Origin of the sequence: Schaedlerella arabinosiphila (assembly GCF_003885045.1) — a bacterium.
Lineage (GTDB): Bacteria > Bacillota > Clostridia > Lachnospirales > Lachnospiraceae > Schaedlerella > Schaedlerella arabinosiphila.
Genome location: NZ_RHJS01000002.1, coordinates 2,564,518 through 2,590,448, shown reverse-complemented (window position 1 = coordinate 2,590,448; position 25,931 = coordinate 2,564,518). Strand labels below are relative to the sequence as shown.

Genomic DNA, 25,931 nt, shown 5'->3' with positions numbered 1-25,931 from the left:
ATTATGAAGCAGAAGAAAAGCATGTCTCTGATCGAAAAACAGAGAGCTGCCGGCTGGGCATTTCTGACGCCTGCGGCCCTAATGATCGTGGTCATGAGCTTCTATCCGATGATCCGGGCATTTCTCCTGTCTCTGCAGACAGGTAAAGGCTCCAACTACAGGTTTACCGGCTTTACAAATTATGCAAGGATGTTTGAGGATCGGGTATTCCTGCGTTCCATTGGAAATACATTTTTTTATCTTGGAATCCAGGTACCGATTATGCTGGTGCTTGCGATCCTGCTTGCACAGCTTTTGAATAACAAAGATTTAAAATGCAAAGGGCTTTTCAGAACCTGCGTATTTTTGCCCTGTGCCACTTCACTGGTCTCTTATTCCATTATCTTCCGGTTTCTGTTTGCACAGGACGGGTTGATCAACAGTGCGCTGGTCAAGCTGGGGATCTTACAGTCCGGATACAATTTTCTCGGTAGTGCCGGCACGGCAAAGGCTGTCATCATACTGGCATTGATCTGGCGGTGGACAGGGTACAACATGGTATTCTATCTTGCAGGGCTTCAAAACATCGAATATTCCGTATATGAGGCTGCAAAGATCGACGGTGCCAACGGCTGGAAGACCTTCTGGCGTATTACGGTTCCGCTTCTGAAGCCGACGATTATCATGACATTTATCATGTCTATTAACGGTACGCTGCAGCTGTTCGACGAATCGGTCAACCTGACCAACGGCGGTCCGGCCAACGCAACGATTACCATGTCGCATTATATTTATAATACGTGCTTTTTACATGCACCGAACTTTGGATATGGAAGCGCGATGGCATTTTTTGTCTTTATCATTGTTGCCGTTCTGGCCTTTATCAATTTGAAAGTAGGTGATACCCGTGACTGAAAGGAAAAACAGATCCATGATCCAGCGCAGGCTGATACCAACGTATGTATTTTTAACGATGTTTTCCTTCATTTCGATTTTTCCGTTTTTGTGGATGATTTCCGCAGCTACCAACAACTATATAGACATTTCCAGGGGACGGCTGCTGCCGGGGAAATATGCACTTGAAAACTTTAGAAGCCTGGTGTCGCAGCAGCCGCTGGGCCGTGCCATGGCGAATTCTTTTTTATATGCAATCGGCGTAACGGTTATCTGTCTCCTGATCTGCTCTTTGGCAGGGTATGGATTTGAAATCTATCATGACCGGTGGAAGGATCAGCTGTTCTCGATATTGCTTCTCGCAATGATGGTCCCGCAGGTGGCGACGATGATTCCGCTGTTCCAGATGTTTTCCAAGGCAAAGCTGCTGAACACGGCGGTGGGCTTTTTCCTGCCGATGATATCAACGCCGTTTATGATCATGATGTTCAGGCAGAATGCCCGTGCATTTCCCATCGATATCATCGAAGCAGCACGCATTGACGGACTGAATGAGATCCAGATTTTTTTCCGCATGTTTTTTCCGACTATGCGGTCTACATACGCGGCAGCGGCAGTCATTACATTTATGAATGCCTGGAATGCATATCTGTGGCCTAAGGTAATTATGACAGATGGAAAATCCCTGAATATGGTCATGCTGATTGCAAATACGATCGGCGGCTACAAGATCGACTATGGAATGATCATGATGGGTGTCTTATTCTGTTCTTTTCCTACAATGCTTGTATTCTTTATACTGCAGAAGCAGTTTGCAGAAGGGATTACCGGGGCGGTAAAATAAAAGAAGAGCTGTAAAGCTCTTCTTTTATATTCCGCAGAAGTAAAAACTGAATTCCAGTTTCCGGTCTACGGGGATCAGATATTCCGGATGCGCACAGGAGCCCCAGCTGTCGTCTCCTCCAATGCCCATCTGTGCCTTCGCGGCACGGATGACGGTATAATGAACTTCCGGCAATTCAAAGGAATGCATGGCATTCTCCATTTCATGGGGGGTATAAGGCAGTGCCGAGAAGCACATAGGCCCGTTTTCCGGGCTCATCTCAAACCGCAGCCCCCTGCCCTTTCGGTCCGTGATCTCCGCATACCGCACTTCTTCTTTATTTCCACATTCCTGGGGGACAAGATAGTCTGCCAGATTGTCCTTCACAAGATTCTCATAGATCCCCAGCTTTGCTCCCTTTTTCCGGTCAGCATAGGTTTCTGCAGGGCCAAGCCCATACCATTTCAGATGGTCATAATCCGCATTCAGTTTGAAAAGCATGCCGAATTCGGGCATATCGCCCAGTTCCTTCACCGGATCATAGGTAAGGGACGTCTTTACACGTCCGTCTCCGAAGACCTCATAGGTGACCTGACAGACAGCGGCAGGTGTGGTATGAAGATGATAGGAAAAGGATACAGACACGCTGTGTTCCCGTTCGTTGACTGCCGGATTGCACAATGCGAACATGTCGGCGCCTAAAGGTCTGTTGGAGAGATACATGCTTGCCAGCTTCCAGTGCCCGTACCGTATCGGCATCTGGCTGCCGCAGTCGTTGTCCACAGGTGCCCGCCAGAAGTTTGGCTTTGGAATCGTCTCCAGCAATTCCTTTCCAGCATATTTATAGGAAACGAGTCCGCCGGACAGAAGGGAGAAGAGAACCTCAAAATGTGCTCCTCTGACACCGATATTGTGAGGGCTGCGTATGACTTCTATTTCTTTCTCACAGATTGTTTCCCGCTTCGGGATTTGGTATATGTACTGCCCGAAGGCTGTCTCATGGCCTCTCTGCGCCCAAACCGTATCTTCCGGCAGATGAAAGGAGACGGTAACGGTATACTCCCCGGGTAGGGTCTCCCTGGGGAACGGAAGCGTATACGTTTCTTCACTGAGGGGGGCTACATGGGTTTCTAATACGGCTCCGCGTATGGGATGCCCGTCCCTTGAGACGACGACGCAGCATTCAAACGTATCCGTATTGACAAATAGGTTCTTATTGATTACGGTTACTTCGGTATCCCGGACCTCCGCAGTGATATTCTGATAATTGAACCGGATCTCCTGCATCTTTGGGGAAACTTCCCGGCTGCCGTATACGATTCCGTTCCCGCTGAACTGATAATCCGTCGGCCGTTCACCGAAATCTCCGCCGTAAGCCTGAAATTCTTTCCCATAGCGATCTTTCTTGCAGATGGACTGGTCAATGTAATCCCAGATAAAACCGCCCTGGTACAGTGGCTCCGTATCGGTCAGATCAGTATACTTATGCATGGCACCGCAGGAGTTTCCCATGGCATGGGTATATTCACAGCAGATAAACGGCTTGTTCCGGTCGTTTGCCAGGAAATCACGGATTCCCTCCACGGAGGTGTACATCTGGCTTTCTATATCGCTGGTATCATTATATCGGCGGTCATGATGTATGCCTTCATAGTGAACGAGACGGTGTGGGTCTAGTTTCCGGAAGAGGCAGGACATCTCATAGAGGTCTTTTCCTCCGAATGACTCATTGCCGCAGGACCAGATCAGGATTGATGGATGGTTTTTGTCCCGATGATACATGGAAGTGACTCGGTCCAGCATCATCTCCAGCCATTCCGGCCGGTCGTTTGGAATTACATCGGTATAATCCCCGGTTGTGATCGGAATATCGCAGGTGCCATGGGATTCCAGGTTATTTTCAGCCATCAGGTAGAGCCCGTATTCATCACAGAGGCGGTAGAGCAGGGAGCAGTTCGGATAATGGCACGTCCTGATGGCGTTGATGTTGTTCTGTTTCATGGTTTCCAGATCTTTGCGGAGTTCTGCTTCGCTTACATGGCGGCCATTTACAGAGCTGAATTCATGACGGTTGACGCCCTTAAACACGATCCGTTTTCCATTCAATGCCATGATATGGTGCTTTATCTCAAAACGCCGGAAGCCAACCTTTTCCGGAATTACTTCCTGCAGGGTACCGGCAGCGTCATATACTTCGACGGTCAGGTCATAGAGATTTGGGCTTTCCGCGCTCCAGAGATCCGGCCTATCCAGGAACCATGAATGGGAAAACGAGGTCTTCAGGGGATGCTTTTCTTCCCACAGGATAGAGCCGTTCCTGGCAAAGCGAAAGAGGAGCGTTCCCTCTGCCGGTCCCTTGGAAACCATCATATCCAGACAGACCTCAAGAGAGGCATTTGTCAAGGATTCGTTTGGGACGGCACAGATCTTCATATCCCGTACATGGATATCCGGAACCGTATACAGATAAACATCTCGATAAAGGCCGGAAAAACGGTAGAAATCCTGATCTTCACACCAGCTGGAAGCGGTCCATTTGAATACCTGTACAGCCAGTTTGTTTTCGCCTTCCACAAGGTGATCCGTCAGTTCAAATTCCGACGGCGTGAAGGAATCTTCCCCGTAGCCTATGAATGTACCGTTCAGCCACAGGGCCAGCCCGCTTTCCGCGCCCTGGAAGGAGATGAAAAGGCGCTTTCCCCTCATCCGTTTTGGAACGGTAAAATATTTTACATAGCTGGCCGTGGGATTAAAGGATTCTGGGATCTCTCCTGGCTGGATCTCCTCATGTCCTTCCCAGGGATACTGTACGTTCACGTATTGCGGTACGTCATAGCCTTCCATCTGGATATGGGCGGGAACATGGATATCCTTCCAGCTCCTGCAGCAGTAGTCCGTTTTTTCAAATCCGGAAACTGTGGATCTGTAATTTACGGCATAGTGGAACTTCCATATTCCGTTTAAACTTTCCTTAAAATCCTCCCGTCCTGTTTCCAGATCCGGCAGGGAAGTATAATATTTGTGATCCGAATGGGCATCAAGCCTTCCATCCCGGAAATACCGCGGGTCCTTTAATCTTTCATAGTCAAATGTATGAGTCATACATATTTCCCCTTTCTCCTGTTTTGAACATGCCTGCAGTCAAACTGCAGCGCAGCTCACTGCACCTCATTATATAACATGGAGGCTGAGGAATGTGTAGGATGACAAAACAAATAATAGGATATTTGGAAACAGGAGGGACGGTACACATTAGATGATCGGAAGATTCAGGGGATTATGTATCGGGCTGCAAAACAAGGTATTGGGACATAATCTGTGCATGGTATTCAACAATATATTCCAACTTTGTCGGCATTTTTCAAATATCGTCATATGGGATATTTTTTGACAACTGAATAACTGCCAGGTATTGAATTTTCAAGGTGTATCGGCAAAATCTATGTGCGAAACTTGGTCATTTATATATAGGCGCTGTATGTGTTGTCAGAACTAACTGAATATGGTAGAATCTATTACGGAGTGATCGTGTTACAAGGTGGAAAGCCTCCCTACACTTGAAAAAGAAGGGAGGTGGTGTGGATGGAAATGTTTACATTTCAGGATTTAATGCTGTTTGCGACATTTTTAATTGCACTGCTTGCCTACATAGATAGGAAGAACAAGCGAAAATAAATAAACCTACCTTGTTACTTGGCGGTACAGGTAGGCTTATTGTCTAATCTTGGAGGTCAACCACTTTGTGGTCGGTTGCTCCTTCACATTTCTAATATAGCATATCCGGCAGCAGGATTCAAGGAAAAAATCCGTTACAGGAAAAGGTTGAAAAGGTGTTCGTTACTGTTCACACGGTGCCGTGCACTTGCTCACAGTAACTTTCTATGATTCGGAACCATTTTCGTCCTGCTCCCATATTTTAAATAAAAAGCAGCTCCATATCGCGGGCTGTGAAAGGAGTCTTTATCAATGGAATATGCAAATCTGGTTCCTGTTGTGGGAGCTGTCCTGAATATCACCGGAAGCGGCTGCTGCAATCAGATGATCGTCCTCCGCGTAGGAGAGGGGATCGTGAACTTTGTCATAGGCCCGGAGACACAGGTGATCGACAGCAGGCAGCTCCGTCCGGGAATGCGTGTGGCGGCATTCTACGACCAGAGTGTGCCCGTGCCGATGATCTTTCCGCCGCAATACCATGCGGTGATCGTTGCCGTGCTTGGGAAAAACGAGCAGATTATGCTGAATTATTTTGACGGCGATCTGGTCGCCAAGGACCATTCGCTGCAGTTAAATCAAGCGCGTAGCACGGAAATACAGACCATCAATGGCCAGAACTTTTTCTGTGATATCGGAAACCGGACATTGCTGGTTTATTATACGGTTACGACCAGAAGTATCCCGCCTCAGACGACGCCGAGAAAGATCGTAGTCATGTGTTAAGCGAAAGGCGGCCCCCTCCTGCTGTATGGGATGAGGCCGTTTTCCTCTATACCTGGTCGATCAGCTCGGCCGCCTGCAGGGCGCAGGAAATGATATGCCGGATCTCCGGCGGGATCTCTGCTCCTTCAGGCAGATGATAAGACGCATTGTCAAGAAATGCGTTGGAAAGCTGGTATACATAATATTCCGCGTTGTGCTGCTCCTCGGCAAGAGCCTCCCCCTTGACGCGCATCTCCCGGGTATTCGTCTCCCGGCCCAGGCTCATGTCGGTGAGGATCTCCAGCAGGATGCAGAAATGCTCGTCATCCCATGCGGAGAGGTACATACATTTGCACAGCCCTTTTGTAAAAAAAGGAAAATCCGCATAGCAGTCCAGCAGTTCTTTAAACCGGGTGCGGTGCCCGGAATCCTGAAACATATTTCCTTGATCCAGTATCGAAAAATAGCGGTCCTTTTTGTTGTTCATAAGATCATTCCCCCTCTTGCTTCCGGGTGCATCCGAAAATTCTGCACTCGTTTTTATGGCTGGTTCGCCCAGATGTAGTCCAACCGTCCCTTTTCAATATGAAAGCTGGTCTCCAGCATGTAGGTAAATACATCCAGAGTGCTCTGTATCTGCGCGGCATCGGCATTGGAAAGGTAGGTGTCAAATTTGATGGTCAGGATGATCAGTACGATCTCTGCCACTTCCTCCGGCGAACTGCAGGTGATCGTCCCCTCCTGGTTGCCCTGGCGGATGATGTCGGCAAGAATCGGACGGAGGTTGCGGATCATGATATAGATATACTGCTGGTGCAGAAGGGCGCTCTGCTGCCGCTCCATGTAGCTGCCTGCCTCCTGGCGGGAGAGTTCCACGGAAGAGTCTCTGCAGGTTTGGAAAATGATCTCCATTTTTGTCTGCGCGTCCAGCGCCGGGTCCTGTACCAGCTCCTTTGCCTTTTGGATCGCATCAGAATAAGAACGCTCAATCACCGCGTCCACAATCTCTTCTTTGGATTTGAAGTAGTAGTAAATGCTGCCCTTTCCGATTCCGGCTTCCTTCGCGATTTCGCTGACGGAGATAGACCGGGTATCCTTTTTCTGCATAAGCCTCTGCATGGAATCTAAGATCAGGTCGGATTTCTTGTTGTTGTGCATAATATCGACTCCCGCTTTGAATGTGATATGTGGTTATGATTCACAGTCAGATAAAGACCGGCAGTCAGCTTTGCAGGCTGCTTTTGCGCATGTGAGTGAAATGACTGTGAATCGTAACTATATGTCCTATGCGTATTGTATCATAATTTGACAAAAAGTCAAAACCAAGTATCGGCGAAACCATGCAGTAATATGCGATTTGTGCTTGAAAAAGCGATTTTGATATGCTATATTAAGAACGAGAGGGAAAGCAAAGGCGGCTGCCATTTGAATACCTTATAGATAGAAAGGCTGTCAGCAGGTTTTCTGTAGAACATTTGAGGTTATTGTGAACATCCGGTCAGGGTGTGAACAGTAATCATTTGAGTTATGTTTTGTATCAGCCGTCACTATCGGCAATAGTGGCGGCTGCTTTTATGTGGATCTAACCACTTTACACAGTACGAAAATCTGAATGCGGCTATTACCTACACAGCTATTGTGCGGAGCACTTCATAACAGGAGGATATACTGGTATGTACCATTGTAATGTTCATTTCTATCTGGCAGGTCATCAGCGCAAAGTATTTGAAATTATAAAAGGAATGTCCCCGCTTGCACATTTTACACATGTATTTTCTGAGAGCATCCGGCCCGATCCCGAGCTGGCGGCCAGGGCAGATGTGATTCTGGCGGATCTGCAGGACGTGGATGTCCTGGAAGCGGTTCCGAAGCTTCTGTCGGCCAAGGGCAGTGAGGCGGAGCTGATTCTGCTTGCGGACAGGGATCAGATTCTTCTTCTGACAGACAAATTGCCGGAGATCAAAGATATATGGACGATGCCTATGTCAGATGAGGAGATCAGGTTCCGATTTTTGAGGTGGCAGCAGACCTGCAAGATGAGCAAGGATTTCTGGCAGACCAGTCATTTTTTTGAATCTACCATCAACAATGTACCCAACCTGATTTGGTATAAGGATAAAAAGGGCATTCACACCAAGGTCAACGACAGCTTCTGCAAGACGGTCAATAAGACCAAGGAGCAGGTGGAAGGCCGCGGACACGCGTATATCTGGGACGTGGATCATGACGATCCGGCCTGCATCGAGTCCGAGCTGGAAGTCATGAATACGAAAAAGACTTGTATATCCGAGGAAACCGTGAAGAGCGGGGACGGAACCAGGCTCCTCACCACGTACAAATCACCGCTGTATGATATTGACGGAAGCGTGATGGGAACAGTGGGCGTCGCCATTGATGTGACGCAGGAGCGTGCCTATGAGCAGGAGATTGTCCAGAAGAACCATACGCTGGAGACGATCTTTACCACGATGGACTGCGGGGTGATGACCCACTCTGTGGACGGTTCCCGTATTCTTAGTGTAAACCGTGCGGCGCTCAACATTCTGGGGTATGAATCCCAGAATGAACTGATGGACGAGGGCTTTGACATGGTGGCGGCTTCTGTCATAGACGAGGATAAGGAGATGCTGCGCTCCTCCATCCGCGAATTAAAAAAAGAGGGGGACAGCGTCAGTGTGGAGTACCGTGTACGGCACAAGGACGGGAAGCTCCTCCATATCATGGGCAATGTCAAGCTCCTGAAGGAGAAAGGGGAGTCTTTCTACCAGCGTTTCCTTCTGGATTGTACGGCTCAGAAGCTTCAGGAAGAGAAGAAGGAACGGCGCCATATGGAACTGGTGCAGGCGCTTAGTACGGATTACAATATTGTCTGCTTTTATGACCTGGATACGGATCTTGGAAGTTCGCTGCGGATTGACGAAGGCATCCGGCACATATACGGAGATATTTTTACAGAGGCGATGTCCTATAGAGACAGTATGGAACAATACATACAGGAGTTTGTCTATGAGGAAGACCGGGAATTGATGCGCCAGTCTTTCTCCCAGGAGAACGTCAAAAAGGAGCTGTCCGAAAAGAAGTCCTACTATGTGAATTACCGCGCGATCCGGGGCGGCGAGATGAGATATTTTCAGTTGAAGATCGTGCGTGCGGGAGTTTGGGGCGAGGGCCACGGCATTGTACTGGGACTCCGCAGTGTGGATGAGGAGATCCGCAATGAGATGGAGAAGAAAAACCTGCTGCAGGACGCGCTTTTACAGGCAAACAGGGCGAGCAAGGCCAAGAGCGTGTTCCTCTCCAATATGTCCCATGATATCCGTACTCCGATGAATGCCATCGTCGGCTTTACGGCGCTGGCGATCACGCATATTGACCGGCCGGATCAGGTGGAAGAGTATCTGAAAAAGATCATGACGTCGGGCAACCATCTGCTGAGCCTGATCAATGACGTGCTGGATATGAGCCGAATCGAAAGCGGCAAAATGCATCTGGACGAGAAGCCATGCAGCCTTCCGGATATCCTGCACGGGCTGCGCAGCATTGTACAGTCCGATATCCACGCAAAGCAGCTTGAGCTGTATATTGATACGGTGGATGTATTGGACGAGGACATTTACTGCGACAAGCTCCGTCTGAACCAGGTGCTTTTGAATCTTCTGAGTAATGCCATCAAGTATACGACGGCAGGCGGCATCATCAGTATGCGGGTCATGGAAAAATCCAAGGTGACGGCGGATTACGCAAGCTATGAATTTCATATCAAAGATACCGGCATCGGTATGAGCAAGGAATTTGTGACCCATATTTTTGAACCCTTTGAAAGGGAAAAGAACAGCACGATCAGCGGAATCCAGGGAACCGGGCTGGGGATGGCGATCACGAAAAATATCGTGGATATGATGAACGGTTCCATTGAAGTGAGAAGCGAACTGGGCGTAGGCACAGAGTTCATCGTTTCCTTTACGTTCCGCCTTCATTCCGGAGCCAGGAAGCCCCAGAATATCCCCGAGCTGAAAAACTGCCGGGCGCTGGTTGTGGATGACGACTTCAATACATGCGACAGCGTGTCCTACATGCTGGGACAGATCGGGATGCGCGCGGAATGGACGCTTTCCGGGAAGGAAGCAGTGCTGCGTACCCGGCAGGCGGTTATGCGGGGAGACGATTACTGCGTATACATCATCGACTGGATGCTCCCGGATATGAACGGTGTAGAGGTGACTCGCCGAATCCGGAAGGAGACAGGCGGAAACGTACCGGTCATTGTCCTGACGGCATATGACTGGGCCGATATCGAAGAAGAGGCGAAGGAAGCAGGCGTTACGGCATTTTGCAGCAAGCCGCTGTTCTTCTCAGAACTCAGGAGCTGTCTGTATTCGATTGTCAATACGGACGAGGAAGAGGAACTGGAGCAGGAGGACACAAAGCAGCCGGAGTTCCGGACGGGACGCATCCTGCTGGCAGAGGACAATGAGTTGAACCAGGAGATTGCCGAGGCAATCTTGGGGGATGCAGGCTTTGAGGTGGAAATCGCAGAGAACGGGCAGATTGCGGTGGATATGCTGAATAAAGTGGAGCCCGGATATTATCAGCTGGTGCTCATGGATGTCCAGATGCCGGTGATGAACGGATATGAGGCGACCAGGGAGGTCCGCAGCCTGGATAATCCGGAGATCGCCAATATCCCGATCCTGGCGATGACGGCCAATGCCTTTGAAGAGGATAAGCAGGCTGCCCTGCGGTGCGGAATGAACGGCCATATTGCAAAACCCATTGACATTGACAACCTGTTCGGCACTTTGAGGCAGATACTGAAATGAAATAAAGAGAGACGTACACGCTTCGGTGAATGTCTCTCTTTTGATTGTGTCAGGAAATATGGCCCTTGATCGCTTCAAAGCTTTCCGCGCTGATGACATGCTCAATCCTGCACGCGTCGGCGACGGCGATCTCGGGATCGACTCCGAGCCGTTCCAGCCAGGAGGAGAGCAGCTTGTGGCGTTCGTAGATCCGGTCTGCGATCTCCTTTCCGCTTTCTGTCAGATAAATGAAGCCTTCCGGCGTCACGGTAATGTGGTTGTGCTCCCGGAGCTTCTTCATGGCGACGCTGACACTGGATTTTTTAAAATCAAGCTCTGCCGCAATATCTACGGACCGCACCACAGGGCGGGATTCACTTAAGATCAATATGGTTTCCAGATAATTTTCTTCCGATTCATTGGTATGCATGAGTTCCTCACCTCGCTTCTTTCCTATTCATGCTATCATAGAATCGTTATTTTTTCAAGAATCAACATAGCTGCTATACGCGTCTATGGTGTCGAAGAAAAATTTACACTTGCATAATATTCATTATGGATGTATAATTATGCAAGCGTTTTAAGAAAGGATGTGCGAAAGATGGTCAAAGCAGGAATAATCGGGGCTACCGGATATGCAGGGGGGGAGCTGGTACGGCTCCTGACTGCCCACAGAGAGGCGGAGATTGTATGGTATGGCTCCCGAAGCTATATAGATAAGAAGTATGCGGACGTGTACAGAAATATGTTCCGGATTGTGGATGCGGACTGTATGGATGACAATATGGAGGAGCTTTCAGAGCAGGCGGATGTGATCTTTACGGCTACCCCCCAGGGGCTGTGCGCTTCTCTTGTAAACGAAGACATTTTATCCAAGGTCAAGATCATAGACCTGAGCGCGGATTTTCGGATCAAGGATGTATCCGTCTATGAGCAGTGGTATGGAATCCGGCATCAGAGCCCACAGTTCATACAGGAGGCGGTCTACGGCTTATGCGAGGTGAACCGGGAGGAGGTAAAAAAGGCGCGTCTGGTGGCCAATCCGGGGTGCTATACGACCTGTTCGATCCTGACGGCATACCCGCTGGCAAAAGAAGGGCTGATTGATATGGAGACTCTGATCATCGACGCAAAATCCGGAGTTTCCGGTGCGGGGAGGGGGGCTAAGGTTCCCAACCTGTACTGTGAGGTCAACGAAAGCATCAAGGCATACGGCGTGGCGTCCCACAGGCATACTCCGGAGATCGAAGAGCAGCTCGGATATGCAGCCGGAGAGAAGGTGGTGCTCAACTTTACCCCTCATCTGGTTCCCATGAACCGGGGAATCCTGGTCACGGAATATGCAAAGCTTAAAAGGGAAACCGATTATGAGGAAGTGAAGGCCATTTATGACCGGTACTATGGAGAAGAGACGTTTATCCGGGTGCTGGAAAAAGGCGTATGTCCCGAGACAAGATGGGTGGAAGGCAGCAATTACGTGGATATCGGTTTCCAGATTGATCCCCGGACCGGAAGGATCATCCTGATGGGGGCCATCGACAACCTGGTGAAGGGCGCCGCGGGACAGGCGGTGCAGAATATGAATCTGATGTTTGGACTCAAGGAATCCGAAGGGCTGGAAATTGTGCCCCTGTTTCCATAAAATAGCCTGTTTTACAGACAGGGTGCAGGAAACCGGGCAGATTGGTCTTGGCCGGCTGATGGGGTTTTGAGCCGGCTGCAAGTGGGAGGTAAGGTATGATACGGACAATGACGATAGAAGACTATGACGGAGTATTTGCGCTGTGGATGACCATCCGGGGATTTGGAATCCGCAGTATTGACGACTCCAGGGAAGGCGTCAGGCGTTTTCTGAAACGGAATCCCACCACCAGCGTGGTGGCCGTGGAGGACGGGAAGATCGTTGGCAGTATCCTCTGCGGGCATGACGGACGCAGAGGCTGTCTTTACCATGTCTGCGTGCATGAGGATTACCGGAGGCGGGGCATTGGAAAGGCTATGGTGGTGTACGCCATGGAGGCTCTGAAGGCGGAACAGATCAGCAAGGTTTCCCTGATCGCGTTTACAAAAAATGATATCGGAAACGCGTTCTGGAATACCATCGGATGGACGGAACGCCTGGATTTGAATTATTATGACTTTGTATTGAATACGGAAAATATTACGGCGTTTAACCAGCAGTGAGAATTTACAGGTGAGAGAGGATGAAAGAGATGGAGAGGATCAAAGGCGGCGTAACAGCGGCAAAAGGATTTCAGGCGGCAGCGGCGGCAGCGCACATCAAATATGCGGACCGCACGGATATGGCCATGATCTACAGTGAGAAGCCCTGCAAGACGGCAGGGACGTTTACTTCTAATATTGTAAAGGCGGCCCCTGTAACATGGGACAGGGCCGTTGTGGAGAGCGGTGTCAAGTCCCAGGCAGTGATCGTCAATTCCGGCATTGCCAATGCCTGCACCGGAGCGGAAGGCGGCCGGATCTGCCAGGAGACGGCGGGGAAGGCGGCAGAGGTGCTTGGGATCGACGAGGCAGGGGTATTGATCGGTTCCACCGGCGTGATCGGAATGCAGATCCCCATGGAAAGAGTAAAGGCGGGGATCGAAAAGCTGGCGGCGGATCTGGGAGGGGACTTAGAGCACGGCAGCCGGGCGGCGAAGGCGATCATGACTACGGACACCCGGGAAAAAGAAGCAGCCGTTCAGATCGAGATCGGCGGGAAGACCGTGACCATCGGCGGCATGGCAAAGGGGTCTGGCATGATCCATCCCAACATGTGTACCATGCTGGCATTTATCACGACAGACGCCGTGATCTCCAAAAAGGCATTGAAAAAAGCGCTGAGCCGGGATGTGGAGGACACCTATAACATGATCTCTGTTGACGGGGATACTTCCACCAACGATACCCTGCTGCTGCTGGCCAACGGCATGGCGAAAAATGAAAAGATCCGCTGCAACACCCCGGAATACGACCGGTTCGCGGAGGCCCTTCACGTGGTCAACGAGACCCTTGCGAAAAAAATAGCAGGCGACGGCGAGGGTGCCACCGCGCTGTTTGAAGCAAAGGTTACAGGCGCGTCCACGAAGGAACAGGCAAAAGTGCTGGCCAAGTCTATCGTCTGCTCCAACCTGACAAAAGCGGCGGTGGCAGGGCACGATGCCAACTGGGGAAGGATTCTCTGTGCGATGGGCTATTCCGGCGCGGAATTTGACCCGGAAAAAGCAGACCTGTATCTGGAAAGCCGGGCAGGGAAGATCCAGCTCGTCCGGGACGGTTCGGCGGTTGCGTACAGCGAGGAAAAAGCCACCCAGATTCTGTCCGAGCCGGAGGTGACCGCCATTGCGGATATCAAAGAAGGCACGGAGCAGGCGTCTGCCTGGGGGTGCGATCTGACCCACGGCTACATCGACATCAATGCGGATTACAGAAGCTGACACAGGTAAATGAAAAGGGGAATAGAACATGAATAAGAATATGCAGCAATATCTGGATAAGGCCCAGGTGCTGATTGAGGCGCTTCCCTATATCCAGCGGTTTAACCGGAAGATCATTGTGGTGAAATACGGTGGAAGCGCGATGATTGATGAAGAATTGAAAAAGCAGGTCATCCAGGACGTGACGCTGCTCAAGCTGGTAGGATTTAAGCCCATCATCGTCCACGGCGGCGGCAAGGAGATCAGCAGATGGGTTGGAAAGGTGGGCATGGAGGCGAAGTTTATAAACGGCCTGCGGGTCACCGACGAGGATACCATGGAAGTGGCGGAGATGGTGCTGGGAAAGGTCAATAAAGAACTGGTTCAGCTTGTGGAACAACTGGGGGTGCGCGCCATCGGCATCAGCGGCAAGGACGGCGCGCTTCTGCGGGTTGACAAAAAATATTCCGACGGACAGGACATCGGCTTTGTAGGGGAGATCAAGGATGTCAACGCGGCCATTCTGTTCGACCTGCTGGAAAAAGATTTTCTTCCCATTGTCTGCCCGGTGGGGATGGATGATGACTATCGGACATATAATATCAATGCAGATGATGCAGCCTGTGCGATCGCCCGCGCGGTGAAAGCGGAAAAGCTGGCGTTCTTGACGGACATTGAGGGCGTTTACAAGGATCCGGACGACCCGAAGACGCTGATCTCGGAGCTGCGGGCAGAGGAAGCGAGAAAGCTGATCACGGAAGGCTACATCGGAGGCGGGATGCTGCCCAAGCTGCAGAACTGTATTGACGCCATCGAAAACGGGGTGTCACGCGTACATATTCTGGACGGCAGGATTCCACATTGCCTGCTGCTGGAAATCTTTACGAATAAAGGAATCGGTACGGCGATCTTAAATGACACAGAAAGCAGGTATTATTATGGTGAATGAGAACATCCGCAGCGCAGAAGAAAATCTGCTCCATATTTACAATCGTTTCCCTGTGGCGCTGGATCATGGGGAGGGCGTTTATCTGTATGATTCGGAAGGAAAGCAATATCTTGACTTTGCCGCCGGGATCGGCGTCACCGGACTTGGGTATCACAACAAGGAACTGGACGACGCGCTGAAAGCGCAGATTGACAGGCTGTGCCATATTTCCAACCTGTATTACCATGAAAACTGCGGGAAGGCAGCAAAAGCACTGGCCGCCGCCTCCGGCATGGACAGGGTATTTTTTACAAACAGCGGGGCGGAGGCCATCGAAGGGGCCTTGAAGACGGCCAGGAAATATGCCTGGGAAAAGCGCTCTGGCAGGTATGAAATGATTGCCATGAACCATTCCTTCCACGGAAGGACCGTGGGTGCGGTGTCCGTCACCGGCCATCCGGAATACCGGGAGCCCTTTGAGCCTTTGTTCCCGGGCGTACATTTTGCGGATTATAACGACCTGGACAGCGTGAAAGCTCTGGTCAGTGAAAAGACCTGCGCCATCATCCTGGAACCACTCCAGGGAGAGGGCGGGATTCATCCGGCTAAACAGGAATTTATGGAAGGCATCCGGAAGATCTGTACGGAACAGGATATCCTGATGATCTGCGACGAGGTGCAGTGCGGCATGGGACGAACCGGAACCATGTTCGCATGGCAGGACTACGGGGTGCGCCCCGACATCATGACGATGGCGAAGGCCATCGGAAACGGGATTCCGGTGGGGGCGTTTGCCATGACAGAGCAAGTGGCAGGGCATTCCCTCAAGCCGGGAGATCACGGAACCACTTACGGCGGCAATCCCCTTGCCTGTATGGCGGTCTGCAAGGTGTTGGAGATTTTCGAAAAAGAGAACATCGTAGAGCATGTGAAGGCGGTCGGGCCTTACCTCAGCGCGCGCCTGGACGAGCTGACGGAAAAAACGGACTGTATCCTGGAACGGCGCGGAAAAGGGCTGATGCAGGGCCTGGTGCTTACAAAGCCTTTCGCGGAGGTCAACCTTCGTGCTCTGGAAGAGGGGCTGCTAGTCCTGCCCGCAGAGGGGAATGTGCTCCGTCTCCTTCCGCCGCTGATCATAGAAGAAAAGCACGTAGATGAAATGATTGAAAAACTGGAAAAGATTCTGGCCTGAACGGTTCCGCCTTTCGGCGGTTCCTCGGGCAGAGTGCCCCGCTGTGTTCGCGGGGCTTTTGTCTTCCGTCGTTTGTCTGCCGACGCCTGCAGAAAAGCTGCCGGAAGAAGACCCCTGTATAAACGGTTTTGCCTGTCTGCGGGACGGCCATACAGGACGCAGGGAAAGAAAAGAATAAAAAGCGGGATGGAGACGCATACTATCCTTTAACAGGGAGGTATGAGTGATGATTGGTTTTTTAATTGCGCTTCTGTCAGGGGCTTTGATGAGCATACAGGGTGTGTTTAACACACAGGTTACAAAAACGGCCGGGATGTGGGTGTCCAATGCCTGGGTGCAGCTCAGCGCCTTTGCCGTGTGCGCCGTGATGTGGCTGGTGATGGGACGGGATGACATTTCTGCCATTGCCAGGGTAGAGCCTAAGTATATGCTTCTGGGAGGGGCCATCGGAGCAGGGATTACGTGGACGGTGATCAAGAGTGTGGGGGCGCTGGGGCCGGCAAAATCCGCGCTTCTGATCGTGGTCGCCCAGTTGGTGGTGGCATATCTCATCGAGCTTTTTGGCTTGTTCGGTATGGAAAAGGCTTCCTGGGACTGGGTGAAAGCAGGGGGACTCCTGCTGGCACTTGTGGGAATTGCTGTATTTCAGTGGGAAAGATAAAAGAATCATAAAAAATATGTAAAGAATCCGTATTCCGGGAGAAAAATCTTTTTACCTATTGTAATTTGGTGCTTAATTCGATACAATAGATATGTCTGGTGTAAAAGGGGTTTTGCACTGGTTTTCCCAAAGGGATTCAGAGATGATCAAAAAAAGACTTAAAGCGGCAGGACTGTGGATGGCTTTTGCGCTGTGTATCTGGTGCAGCGGATGCGGGCGCAGAGAGCAGGCTCTGCCGGAGAAGTTCCGGCTGGAAGGCAGCCGGGGTGCAGAGGATCAGGACATGCTGCGGGAGCTTTCCGAAGGAAAGGAAAGCACCGGCAATCCGGAGGGAACCGGAGACATTCAGAAGACAGAGGAATTACAGAATACCGGGACAGCCGGGAGTAAGAATGAAGAGCAGGGCGCGCAGCGGATATTTGTCTATGTATGCGGGGCGGTGAATACGCCCGGAGTCTATGAGCTGCAAGAGGGCGCGAGGCTTTTTGAGGCCATTGCATGTGCAGGCGGCGTACGTGAAGACGGGGCAGAGGAAAGCATCAACCAGGCTCAGGCCGTGTCAGACGGGGAACGGCTTTACATTCCCACAGAGGAGGAAGTCCGTCAGGGACTGGATGCGTATCTCCAATCCGGCACTGCCGTGGGAAGCGCAGCCGCGGGCGCATCGCCTGCCGGGTCTGCTGACGGCCGGGGCGGCAGAGATGCCGCCGGAAAGGTAAATATCAATACTGCTTCCAAAGAGGAGCTGACGGCGCTGAACGGGATCGGGGATACAAGGGCAGCAAGTATCCTGGCGTACCGGGAGTCGTACGGGCCGTTTGGGAGCATTGAGGACCTGATGAAGGTGGAGGGAATTAAAGAAGGGGTATACAATAAACTCAAAGATGATATTACAGTGAATTGAAGGAAAGAGTCATATGAGTGCGAAGAAAATCTTAGTTGTGGATGATGAAAAGTTAATTGTAAAAGGAATCCGTTTCAGCCTGGAGCAGGACGGCATGGAAGTGGACTGTGCATATGACGGGGAAGAAGCGCTTAGCCTCGCGAGGCAGTGCGAGTATGACCTGGTCATCCTGGACGTGATGCTTCCCAAGCTGGACGGCTTTCAGGTCTGCCAGCAGATCCGGGAATTTTCGGATATGCCGGTGGTGATGCTGACGGCAAAAAGCGAGGATATGGACAAGATACTGGGACTGGAATACGGCGCGGATGATTACATTACAAAGCCTTTCAATATTCTCGAAGTGAAAGCCAGGATCAAGGCCATCATGCGCAGGACTGCCCGCAGGGAGGAGACTCCCCAGAGCACCATTCTTGTAAAGGGCAATATGAAGATCGACTGTGAGAGCAGGAGAGTATTTATCGGAGAACGGGAGATCAACCTGACAGCAAAAGAATTTGACGCACTGGAGCTTCTTGCCACGAACCCCAACAAGGTATACAGCAGGGAGAACCTGCTCAACATCGTATGGGGCGCAGATTATCCCGGAGGAGCCAGAACAGTAGATGTACATATCAGAAGGCTGAGGGAAAAGATCGAGATCAACCCCAGCGAACCGCAGTACGTGCATACCAAGTGGGGAGTTGGTTACTATTTCAAAGGTTAAATTTCATTTTCAGATCAGAGATACCATCATAAGAAGCCTGTATTTTCGGATGATACTGATCATTCTGTGTGCGGGGATACTGCCTGGGATCATTGCCTATATGGGAATCATCAAAGCATATGAATCCAGGGCGGTTTCTCTGCGCACGGCGGAGATACAGAATCAATGTACAATTCTATGCGATCAGTTGAACAGCTACAATTATCTGACAGACAATTCTTCCGATGTCATCAATGCCAGCCTGACACAGTTGACCAATATTTATAACGGGCGCGTCATGATCATCAACCGGGAGCTGACCGTGATCAAGGATACCTATGCGCTGGATGAGGGTAAGACCATTGTCTCGGAAAATGTCATCCGCTGCATGAAAGGGGAAAGCACCAACTATTATGACAAGAAAAACCGCTACATCGAAGTGACCTCCCCGATCACGGAGGTAGGGTCGGAGGGGATTGCCGGGGTCATGCTTGCCAGTGTTTCCACGGATACGATCGAGGACAGCCTGCGGATCTTCTATACAAAGGGCCGGGGCATCCTATGGATCATTGTAATGCTGATGCTGGCGTTTTCCGTACTGATCGCCTACCGCATCGTACAGCCCCTGCGGAAAATTACAAATGACATCGAGAATATTTCGGAGGGCTTTGAGGATGAAGAACTGCATGTGAATACGTTCCGGGAGACGCGGCAGATTTCCGAAGCCTTCAACAAACTGCTGGGCCGGCTGAAAATGGTGGACGCTTCCAGGGAAGAATTTGTATCCAACGTATCCCATGAGCTGAAGACGCCGCTGGCGTCCATGAAGGTACTGGCGGATTCCCTTCTGCTCCAGGAACAGGTGCCTGTAGAGCTGTATCAGGAATTTATGGAAGACATCGCCAAAGAGATTGACCGGGAAAACGACATCATCAACGACCTTCTGACCCTGGTGAAGATGGGCAAGACCGCGCCGGATCTGAACATTACGCAGGTCAATATCAACCAGCTTCTGGAGCTGACCCTCAAACGGCTCAAGCCCATTGCGGAAAAGAAAAATGTGGAGGTTGTTCTGGAAAGCTTCCGCCCCGTGACCGCAGAGATCGACGAGGTGAAGATGACGCTGGCGGTATCTAACCTGGTGGAAAATGCCATCAAGTATAACAATGAAGGCGGCTGGGTGCATGCGTCGCTGAATGCGGATCACAAGTTCTTCTATATTAAAGTGGCGGACTCGGGAATCGGGATTCCAAAGGAGGACCAGGACCACATTTTCGAACGCTTTTACCGGGTGGACAAGTCCCATTCCCGGGAGATCGGCGGGACCGGCTTGGGCCTTGCAATTGCAAGAAACGCGGTGATTCTGCACCGGGGGTCCATCAAGGTATACAGCAATCCGGGCGAGGGAACTACATTTACGGTTCGGGTTCCCATGATCTATGTGTCGGCACAGGCTGCGGCAGTATAGGCAAAGGAACGGCTCACAGGGGTTTTTAATTTGCGGCGCGGACCAGGCTGCAAGGGGAGGAAGGACAGGATGAAAAAGAAAAAAGAAAAATGGGCGTCCGCAGGTGTGGCAGCCTGCTGCCTGCTGTGTCTGCTTCCATCCTGTGCAAAGCAGACGGAAGTGGCGAAGGGAGAGGATTTTGTCTATTGTATCAACGGCGAAGGGACCGGGCTGTTTAAGGTGGCCTGCGACATTTCACAGGGATCGCCGGACAAAGAGGCGGAGGAGGCTCTGGAAAAGATGGCCAGCCCCTCGGAGGATATTGAGTATATGCCTGCCATCCCGGAGGACGTGAAGGTCAGGTCTTTAAAGGTAGAGCATGACATTGCATACATTGATTTTAATAAAAAATATAATCAGATTCCTGCCATAGAGGAGAAGCTGGTGCGCGCTGCGGTGGTGCAGACCCTGGTGCGCCTGGAAGGAATCAACGGGGTATGGATCACCGTGGAGGAGGAAACACTGAAAAACGAATCCGGAAAGGTTCTGGGAGTGCTCAACGGGGATGATTTTGCGGAGAGCACCGGATCTTCGCCCAGCGCCTACGAACAGACCACATTGACGCTGTTTTTTGCAAATGAAGCCGGCGACAGGCTGGTCAGGCAGCAGATGGACGTGAGATACAACACCAATGTATCCAGGGAAAAGCTGATCGTGGAGAAGCTGATGGGAGGCCCGAAGAAAAGCGGGGCATATCCGGCGCTGAACCCTTCCGCCGCGCTTCTGAGCGTGACTGTGAAGGAAGGGATCTGCTATGTAAACTTTGATTCGGAATTTCAGAACAGCGTTTACGATGTGCGGCCGGAGGTGACCGTGTATTCTCTTGTAAATTCCCTGATTGAAGGAACCAACGCGGGAAGTGTGCAGATCATGGTCAACGGAGAAAAAAATGTCTCTTATCAGGAGTCTGTGGATCTTTCACAGCCTTTGGTACGGGACTTAAGCTTGGAGGAGGAGAAGGAAACCGAATCATAATATGTCGGAAGGAAGGCGGTTTTAAATGCCTTCCGACCAGAGTATACGAAGGAGGGAGCATGGTAAAAAGACCGCTCTGCCTGGCTGCGGTTTTGCTGATTGGAATACAGGCGGTTCTCGTGGGAGGATTTCGGATCGCAAAGGATCTGAAAGCTTCCCCGCTGGAGCTGGCCGCGGAAGATCGAGACGTCATAAGCCTTGCGGGAACAGTATCCCGCAGGGAAGAAAAACCGAAGTACCAGGTATATTATCTGACGGACAATCGGGTCCGTCTGGAAAATCAGATCATAGAAGAATCAAAAATTCTTGTTTATGTCAAACGTGAAGAATCACAATTTTTTCAAAATCAGAAAGATCAGGAAAAGAAAGAGATTGCCGTCGGCAATACACTGTATCTTACCGGGGAAGTCCGTTTTTTTCAGGAGGCTTCCAATCCGGGGAATTTCAATCAAAAATTTTATTATCAGAAACAGGGAATCCATGCCAATGTCTGGGCAGATCAGGTTCAGATCCTTGATCCCCGGGTATGGCGTATCCGGGAAGGGCTGACAGTGCTCCGCTGCCGCTGGAAGGAGCTTTTGACGGCCTGTCTGGGGGATTATTACGGAAACAGCATGTCCGCCATCCTGCTGGGAGACAAAAGCGGGCTGGATACGGAGCTTAAGGAACTGTATCAGAAAAGCGGCATCGGCCACATCCTGGCGAAAAAATGTACTAATGAATATATATGTGTATAGTGTGGATAGTGAATAAAAATTTAAGTGATTATAAACAGAAAACACAGAAGGAGTAAAAATGTGTATGCAGTGGGCAGTTGTGGAGTATTATAATGTAAAGTTTTATTTAGTATTGGAAAGAGAAGAAGATATCTATAAATTTTGGTATTTGAACAATAGGATTGAAGCAGGAGAAAAATTATATATGAGAGATATTTATTGTTGGTGTATTGCTCATAAAATACATGTAATGACTAAATTTGAATATTTGAAAAATATGCCAATTACGGCAAATATTTGGAACTATTATAGTTATTTACGTGCGAAAGGTGAATATAAGAGATTAAAGCGTAAGTATACGGAGGGAGTTTGTTTTAACACCATTAAAAGACTTCAGTAGAAAAAGTATTCTATTGACAGATATGACTTCTACATATAAAATGAATATGTCATATATTTATAATTCCAAGATTATAGAAGGAATTACGAAACTTTTGTTCTAAGTAGAGTGATTAGAACCCTAATTTTTGCAGATTAGTTCTGCCATTATGTTTAGAATGCAGAAAGGCATTGATTATTTTTATGGAATAATCAGTGTCTTTTTTTGCGTTTAAACGAAAGTTGTATCGGAAAGGAGGAAAGTTTTCACTCAACCCAAAAAAGAAAGGAGCTGCAAAAAATATGTTACAGGAAATCAAAACATTAGTACAGACACTAAATGAACAGAGGGATGCTTATTACAATCGGAATTCTTCAACGATGACAGATAAGGAATATGACAGTCTCTTTGACCGTCTGGCAGAACTGGAGAAGGAGTCTGGTATTGTATTTTCCAATTCCCCAACACAGAGCGTCGGTTATTATCCGGTCAGTGAGCTGAAGAAAGTAAGGCATCCAAGGGCATTGCTTTCTCTTGAAAAAACAAAGCAAATCCAGGAGTTAGCTGATTTTATGGAAAACCAGGATACATTGCTGATGCTGAAACTGGATGGACTGACTGTTAAGCTTGTTTATGAAGAAGGCAGACTGCTACAAGCATCTACGCGTGGTGACGGAGATATTGGGGAGGATATAACCCACAATATCCCTGCATTTGAAAATGTTCCTCTTTCAATCAGCTATAAGGAAAGACTTGTTGCAGTTGGGGAGGCATTTATTTACAAGGATGTTTTCCAGCAGCTAAAGGATACGATTCGGGATGGAAATGGAGAACCATATAAAAACGCTCGTAACCTGGCTTCCGGATCCGTCCGCAATCTGAATCCGGAAGTGTGCAAAGGAAGGCATATCAATTTTATCCCGTTCAATGTATTAGAAGGACTGGATGGAGGAGAGGGCATTGACAGCCGGGAGTTTAAGCTGATGCAGCTTGAGGCTTTGGGATTTGATATATGCCCTTATGTATGGCTGGAAGCAGGAAGATACAGCGAGAAGGAGCTTAGTGAGCAGATTGGAAAACTAATGGACGTTGCAGGAGAAAAGGAATTACCCATAGACGGCCTGGTTCTCATTTACGACAGCCTTAGTCATTCTGCAAAATGCGGCAGGACAGGACACCACTATAAGGACGGGCTTGCTTACAAATTTGAAGATGAAACTTATGAAACCTCACTGCAGGAAATCGAATGGACGCCTTCCAAGTCTGGAGACCTGGCGCCGGTTGCGGTATTTGACCCAGTGGAGATTGACGGCGCGGATGTTTCAAGGGCATCACTTCATAACCTGTCTTTCATCAAAAATCTGGAGCTGGTTCCCGGATGCCGTATTTTGGTTTCAAAGCGGAATATGATCATTCCACATATAGAGGATAATCTTGACCGGGGATTCTATTATGACACGTATCCGGTTCAATGTCCCTGTTGTGGCAGCCCTACAAGAATACGGAAAGGGAGAACGAATAAAGGAAAAGTTTTGGAGACGCTTCATTGTGACAATCCGGAATGCGACAGCCAGGTCCTGAAAAAATACGTCCACTTTGTAGCGAAAAAAGCAATGGACATATCCGGGCTTTCCGAGTCAACTTTGCGGCGCTTTCTGGAGTGCGGATGGCTTACCTCATTCCAGGACATTTACCATTTAGACAGATATCGGAAAGAAATGATTGCCTTGGAAGGTTATGGAGAAAAATCTTATGAAAAGCTCTGGACGGCAATCAATGAGAGCAGGAATACGGATTTTATCCATTATCTGACTGCAATGGATATCCCGATGGTAGGCAGGACAAAGAGCAGGGTATTGTGCGAAGTGTTTGAAGGGAGTCTTAATAGGTTCGAGAAAGCAGCTACTGGAAACTATGATTTTTCAAAGCTGGAAGATTTCGGAGATACCCTGAACCGGAATATACACACATGGTTTGCGGATGAAGATAATCTGAGTTTATGGAGGAATTTGCAGATGGAAATGAATTTTAGGACTGTGGAGATCAAATCGGCAGAGGAAGAACTTGTAAGTTCTAAAAATCCATTTCAGGGCTGTACGATTGTTGCCACGGGGAAGCTTATGAATTTTACACGTGATGGAATCAATTCAAAAATATATGAGCTTGGAGGGAAACCGGGCAGCTCGGTCAGCAGGAATACGGATTATCTAATCTGCGGCGAAAAAGCGGGAAGTAAGCTGGCAAAAGCGCAGTCGCTTGGGATAACAATTCTTTCAGAAACAGAATTTTTGGATATGATTGCATAGGCAAAGCAGGGAATCATTATTGAAAGAACAAAAAAGGCATTGATTATTTTACAGAATAGTCAATGCCTCTTTATTATTAAAGGAGAGAGAACGGTATGGGTTATAAAGAACTTGCAAGAAGTATTAGAAACGGGCATCACAGTTTAAAGAAAGAGGCAGAATCTAAGTGTTGCAATATTACCTGGGATCATGAGTTTGGTGTAGCTGAAATTTCGGTAGAAAATGGTGCAGTGCGAAATTTAAAGCAATACTTATCAGCAATACGAGAAATATGTCTGAATCAAGAGGAGATATATTTGTTTTGCACAAATGACAAAAAGACGTCGTTTCTTTCTATAAAAGAAATCATGTGGTAACTGTTCAGTACCTTCACAGTTACGATGCAAAATCCATTGAAAATCGCCTGTGGCAATGGTATTTTGCACTCCTGGATTATGCATTTACGGCCTCAGTAGAACACCGAGGGCGTTCCGTGGGAAGTGCCTCGGCCTGTGCTGAACAGTTACATCATGTGTAGATTGAAGATTGGTCAGAGTGTAATTAGGACTTCAAAAAAAGTCAGTCATATCAATGATTTGCAGACTGTAAGCAAGAGACCTTGTCATACTCAATTTGCGACTTTCTAATATGGATCGTTTTTTTACTGCACAAAGAAATACGATTGATCCAATCAAACATAACTAAGTTCATGCCCGTTCCATACACGCTTGAATATATGAATGCGTTATATCCAATACGCTTTACGTATTCACAGATATATTGCAAAGGAATATAGTCAAGTTGATTATCAGTTTTTACTGGGCTTGATAAATCCTGAAGTATCAGAAATAACAAACATCTAGTTTGTTCATCAGCTGCCTTAATTTTATAGTGTTCCATTAGATAGACATCAAAAGAAAAAACGTTTGATACATTAACATCAAATTCTGCTAAAGTCACAATATCACCAATTTGTGGTCTTATTTCCTGAATAGCTGTAAGTTCATTATTTGCCAAATACAAATATGGTATTCCTGAGGGGTTACATCGTCCATTTGACGGCTTGCGAATAGGCGGAGCCATCATTTCGCTGTCGTCTGCATGAAGGTAGTCACCAACTCTTGCACGATAAAATGTGAGGTGGCTATCAGTGGGAAATACATTCATATAGTTCAAATTTGATAAAATTCGTGTGATTTCTTGATTTGGAAAGTATCTGTTACGACAAATAATCTCTTCCTTGAAATTTTCCCATAATTTAAAAGTGCTTGTATAAATGTTATCAGAAACTTGATAGTCCCTATTACGTCCATCACAATAGAAAGAAAGTATCATTACAGCACCTCATTTCATGTTATATAGATTGACATTATTT

Annotated in this window: 24 protein-coding genes; 19 read left to right on the top strand and 5 right to left on the bottom strand. The window is 48.9% G+C overall.

Annotated features, from left to right (window positions below; genetic code table 11):
• Window positions 1-3 precede the first annotated feature (3 nt).
• The gene (locus tag EBB54_RS12670; RefSeq protein WP_193554356.1) at window positions 4-894 is read left to right on the top strand and encodes a carbohydrate ABC transporter permease; all 891 of its coding nucleotides are present in this window, start codon (window positions 4-6) and stop codon (window positions 892-894) included.
• Window positions 895-910: 16 nt separating this feature from the next.
• A complete protein-coding gene (locus EBB54_RS12665) occupies window positions 911-1,717 on the top strand; it encodes a carbohydrate ABC transporter permease (RefSeq protein ID WP_125130765.1) in 807 nt (268 codons plus the stop codon).
• Between the two features lie 24 nt (window positions 1,718-1,741).
• On the opposite strand, the gene EBB54_RS12660 is transcribed toward EBB54_RS12665, so the two are convergent.
• Window positions 1,742-4,798 (bottom strand): glycoside hydrolase family 2 TIM barrel-domain containing protein, encoded by a 3,057-nt coding sequence (locus EBB54_RS12660; RefSeq protein ID WP_125127679.1) that lies wholly within the window; start codon window positions 4,796-4,798, stop codon window positions 1,742-1,744.
• Between the two features lie 480 nt (window positions 4,799-5,278).
• Between EBB54_RS12660 and EBB54_RS31900 the strand changes: the two genes are divergently transcribed.
• Both EBB54_RS31900 and EBB54_RS12655 read left to right on the top strand, forming a co-directional pair.
• Window positions 5,279-5,371, top strand: coding sequence for a putative holin-like toxin (locus EBB54_RS31900; protein ID WP_004075933.1), 93 nt, complete (start codon window positions 5,279-5,281; stop codon window positions 5,369-5,371).
• 291 nt (window positions 5,372-5,662) lie between these two features.
• Window positions 5,663-6,133, top strand: coding sequence for a hypothetical protein (locus EBB54_RS12655; protein WP_004081046.1), 471 nt, complete (start codon window positions 5,663-5,665; stop codon window positions 6,131-6,133).
• A gap of 46 nt (window positions 6,134-6,179) precedes the next feature.
• Here the strand turns inward: EBB54_RS12655 and EBB54_RS12650 are convergent, their stop codons facing one another.
• Both EBB54_RS12650 and EBB54_RS12645 read right to left on the bottom strand, forming a co-directional pair.
• Window positions 6,180-6,599: a hypothetical protein gene (locus EBB54_RS12650; protein ID WP_125127678.1), complete on the bottom strand. Its 420-nt coding sequence runs from the start codon at window positions 6,597-6,599 to the stop codon at window positions 6,180-6,182.
• A gap of 53 nt (window positions 6,600-6,652) precedes the next feature.
• Complete coding sequence (locus tag EBB54_RS12645; RefSeq protein ID WP_004081044.1) at window positions 6,653-7,270, bottom strand: TetR/AcrR family transcriptional regulator; 618 nt, start codon at window positions 7,268-7,270, stop codon at window positions 6,653-6,655.
• Window positions 7,271-7,785: 515 nt separating this feature from the next.
• Between EBB54_RS12645 and EBB54_RS12640 the strand changes: the two genes are divergently transcribed.
• Window positions 7,786-10,932, top strand: coding sequence for a hybrid sensor histidine kinase/response regulator (locus tag EBB54_RS12640; protein WP_125127677.1), 3,147 nt, complete (start codon window positions 7,786-7,788; stop codon window positions 10,930-10,932).
• A gap of 49 nt (window positions 10,933-10,981) precedes the next feature.
• On the opposite strand, the gene EBB54_RS12635 is transcribed toward EBB54_RS12640, so the two are convergent.
• Window positions 10,982-11,341 carry a metal-dependent transcriptional regulator gene (locus tag EBB54_RS12635; protein ID WP_004081042.1) on the bottom strand — a complete coding sequence of 120 codons (360 nt, stop codon included), beginning with the start codon at window positions 11,339-11,341 and terminating at the stop codon, window positions 10,982-10,984.
• A gap of 171 nt (window positions 11,342-11,512) precedes the next feature.
• Here EBB54_RS12635 and argC point away from each other — a divergent pair, with 171 nt between their 5' ends.
• The 14 genes from argC to EBB54_RS12565 all read left to right on the top strand — a co-directional run bounded on the left by argC (window position 11,513) and on the right by EBB54_RS12565 (window position 24,933).
• A complete protein-coding gene (gene argC / locus EBB54_RS12630) occupies window positions 11,513-12,553 on the top strand; it encodes an N-acetyl-gamma-glutamyl-phosphate reductase (RefSeq protein WP_125127676.1) in 1,041 nt (346 codons plus the stop codon).
• A 95-nt stretch (window positions 12,554-12,648) separates the two neighbouring features.
• Window positions 12,649-13,095, top strand: a complete 447-nt coding sequence (locus EBB54_RS12625) for a GNAT family N-acetyltransferase (protein ID WP_004081039.1) — start codon at window positions 12,649-12,651, stop codon at window positions 13,093-13,095.
• A 29-nt stretch (window positions 13,096-13,124) separates the two neighbouring features.
• Window positions 13,125-14,348 (top strand): bifunctional glutamate N-acetyltransferase/amino-acid acetyltransferase ArgJ, encoded by a 1,224-nt coding sequence (gene argJ / locus EBB54_RS12620; RefSeq protein ID WP_125127675.1) that lies wholly within the window; start codon window positions 13,125-13,127, stop codon window positions 14,346-14,348.
• A gap of 28 nt (window positions 14,349-14,376) precedes the next feature.
• Entirely contained in the window at window positions 14,377-15,276 is a 900-nt protein-coding gene (gene argB / locus EBB54_RS12615) for an acetylglutamate kinase (protein WP_004081035.1), read from the top strand.
• Window positions 15,266-16,447 (top strand): aspartate aminotransferase family protein, encoded by a 1,182-nt coding sequence (locus tag EBB54_RS12610; protein ID WP_125127674.1) that lies wholly within the window; start codon window positions 15,266-15,268, stop codon window positions 16,445-16,447. Before argB ends, EBB54_RS12610 begins: the two co-directional genes overlap by 11 nt.
• Window positions 16,448-16,673: 226 nt before the next feature.
• On the top strand, window positions 16,674-17,108 hold the full coding sequence (locus tag EBB54_RS12605) for a DMT family transporter (RefSeq protein ID WP_004081025.1): 435 nt from the start codon (window positions 16,674-16,676) through the stop codon (window positions 17,106-17,108).
• 142 nt (window positions 17,109-17,250) lie between these two features.
• Window positions 17,251-18,012, top strand: coding sequence for a helix-hairpin-helix domain-containing protein (locus EBB54_RS12600; RefSeq protein WP_125127673.1), 762 nt, complete (start codon window positions 17,251-17,253; stop codon window positions 18,010-18,012).
• A gap of 13 nt (window positions 18,013-18,025) precedes the next feature.
• A complete protein-coding gene (locus EBB54_RS12595) occupies window positions 18,026-18,715 on the top strand; it encodes a response regulator transcription factor (protein ID WP_125127672.1) in 690 nt (229 codons plus the stop codon).
• Window positions 18,716-18,764: 49 nt separating this feature from the next.
• Window positions 18,765-20,162 carry a sensor histidine kinase gene (locus tag EBB54_RS12590; RefSeq protein ID WP_243127648.1) on the top strand — a complete coding sequence of 466 codons (1,398 nt, stop codon included), beginning with the start codon at window positions 18,765-18,767 and terminating at the stop codon, window positions 20,160-20,162.
• Window positions 20,163-20,231: 69 nt separating this feature from the next.
• Window positions 20,232-21,176: a GerMN domain-containing protein gene (locus tag EBB54_RS12585; RefSeq protein WP_125127671.1), complete on the top strand. Its 945-nt coding sequence runs from the start codon at window positions 20,232-20,234 to the stop codon at window positions 21,174-21,176.
• 59 nt (window positions 21,177-21,235) lie between these two features.
• The gene (locus tag EBB54_RS12580; protein WP_243127647.1) at window positions 21,236-21,913 is read left to right on the top strand and encodes a DUF4131 domain-containing protein; all 678 of its coding nucleotides are present in this window, start codon (window positions 21,236-21,238) and stop codon (window positions 21,911-21,913) included.
• A 64-nt stretch (window positions 21,914-21,977) separates the two neighbouring features.
• A complete protein-coding gene (locus tag EBB54_RS12575; RefSeq protein ID WP_193554354.1) occupies window positions 21,978-22,292 on the top strand; it encodes a hypothetical protein in 315 nt (104 codons plus the stop codon).
• 281 nt (window positions 22,293-22,573) lie between these two features.
• On the top strand, window positions 22,574-24,577 hold the full coding sequence (ligA, locus tag EBB54_RS12570; RefSeq protein WP_125127670.1) for an NAD-dependent DNA ligase LigA: 2,004 nt from the start codon (window positions 22,574-22,576) through the stop codon (window positions 24,575-24,577).
• A 95-nt stretch (window positions 24,578-24,672) separates the two neighbouring features.
• Complete coding sequence (locus EBB54_RS12565) at window positions 24,673-24,933, top strand: hypothetical protein (RefSeq protein ID WP_125127669.1); 261 nt, start codon at window positions 24,673-24,675, stop codon at window positions 24,931-24,933.
• A 211-nt stretch (window positions 24,934-25,144) separates the two neighbouring features.
• Here the strand turns inward: EBB54_RS12565 and EBB54_RS12560 are convergent, their stop codons facing one another.
• Window positions 25,145-25,891, bottom strand: coding sequence for an RES family NAD+ phosphorylase (locus EBB54_RS12560; protein WP_125127668.1), 747 nt, complete (start codon window positions 25,889-25,891; stop codon window positions 25,145-25,147).
• Window positions 25,892-25,931 lie beyond the last annotated feature (40 nt).

What these genes read in the sequence shown, in the direction of transcription:
- EBB54_RS12670 (WP_193554356.1), top strand. Translation starts at nt 4, where the DNA reads ATGAAGCAGAAGAAAAGCATGTCTCTGATCGAAAAACAGAGAGCTGCC.
- EBB54_RS12665 (WP_125130765.1), top strand. Translation starts at nt 911, where the DNA reads ATGATCCAGCGCAGGCTGATACCAACGTATGTATTTTTAACGATGTTT.
- EBB54_RS12660 (WP_125127679.1), bottom strand. Translation starts at nt 4,798, where the DNA reads ATGACTCATACATTTGACTATGAAAGATTAAAGGACCCGCGGTATTTC.
- EBB54_RS31900 (WP_004075933.1), top strand. Translation starts at nt 5,279, where the DNA reads ATGGAAATGTTTACATTTCAGGATTTAATGCTGTTTGCGACATTTTTA.
- EBB54_RS12655 (WP_004081046.1), top strand. Translation starts at nt 5,663, where the DNA reads ATGGAATATGCAAATCTGGTTCCTGTTGTGGGAGCTGTCCTGAATATC.
- EBB54_RS12650 (WP_125127678.1), bottom strand. Translation starts at nt 6,599, where the DNA reads ATGAACAACAAAAAGGACCGCTATTTTTCGATACTGGATCAAGGAAAT.
- EBB54_RS12645 (WP_004081044.1), bottom strand. Translation starts at nt 7,270, where the DNA reads ATGCACAACAACAAGAAATCCGACCTGATCTTAGATTCCATGCAGAGG.
- EBB54_RS12640 (WP_125127677.1), top strand. Translation starts at nt 7,786, where the DNA reads ATGTACCATTGTAATGTTCATTTCTATCTGGCAGGTCATCAGCGCAAA.
- EBB54_RS12635 (WP_004081042.1), bottom strand. Translation starts at nt 11,341, where the DNA reads ATGCATACCAATGAATCGGAAGAAAATTATCTGGAAACCATATTGATC.
- argC (WP_125127676.1), top strand. Translation starts at nt 11,513, where the DNA reads ATGGTCAAAGCAGGAATAATCGGGGCTACCGGATATGCAGGGGGGGAG.
- EBB54_RS12625 (WP_004081039.1), top strand. Translation starts at nt 12,649, where the DNA reads ATGATACGGACAATGACGATAGAAGACTATGACGGAGTATTTGCGCTG.
- argJ (WP_125127675.1), top strand. Translation starts at nt 13,125, where the DNA reads ATGGAGAGGATCAAAGGCGGCGTAACAGCGGCAAAAGGATTTCAGGCG.
- argB (WP_004081035.1), top strand. Translation starts at nt 14,377, where the DNA reads ATGAATAAGAATATGCAGCAATATCTGGATAAGGCCCAGGTGCTGATT.
- EBB54_RS12610 (WP_125127674.1), top strand. Translation starts at nt 15,266, where the DNA reads ATGGTGAATGAGAACATCCGCAGCGCAGAAGAAAATCTGCTCCATATT.
- EBB54_RS12605 (WP_004081025.1), top strand. Translation starts at nt 16,674, where the DNA reads ATGATTGGTTTTTTAATTGCGCTTCTGTCAGGGGCTTTGATGAGCATA.
- EBB54_RS12600 (WP_125127673.1), top strand. Translation starts at nt 17,251, where the DNA reads ATGATCAAAAAAAGACTTAAAGCGGCAGGACTGTGGATGGCTTTTGCG.
- EBB54_RS12595 (WP_125127672.1), top strand. Translation starts at nt 18,026, where the DNA reads ATGAGTGCGAAGAAAATCTTAGTTGTGGATGATGAAAAGTTAATTGTA.
- EBB54_RS12590 (WP_243127648.1), top strand. Translation starts at nt 18,765, where the DNA reads ATGATACTGATCATTCTGTGTGCGGGGATACTGCCTGGGATCATTGCC.
- EBB54_RS12585 (WP_125127671.1), top strand. Translation starts at nt 20,232, where the DNA reads ATGAAAAAGAAAAAAGAAAAATGGGCGTCCGCAGGTGTGGCAGCCTGC.
- EBB54_RS12580 (WP_243127647.1), top strand. Translation starts at nt 21,236, where the DNA reads ATGGTAAAAAGACCGCTCTGCCTGGCTGCGGTTTTGCTGATTGGAATA.
- EBB54_RS12575 (WP_193554354.1), top strand. Translation starts at nt 21,978, where the DNA reads ATGCAGTGGGCAGTTGTGGAGTATTATAATGTAAAGTTTTATTTAGTA.
- ligA (WP_125127670.1), top strand. Translation starts at nt 22,574, where the DNA reads ATGTTACAGGAAATCAAAACATTAGTACAGACACTAAATGAACAGAGG.
- EBB54_RS12565 (WP_125127669.1), top strand. Translation starts at nt 24,673, where the DNA reads ATGGGTTATAAAGAACTTGCAAGAAGTATTAGAAACGGGCATCACAGT.
- EBB54_RS12560 (WP_125127668.1), bottom strand. Translation starts at nt 25,891, where the DNA reads ATGATACTTTCTTTCTATTGTGATGGACGTAATAGGGACTATCAAGTT.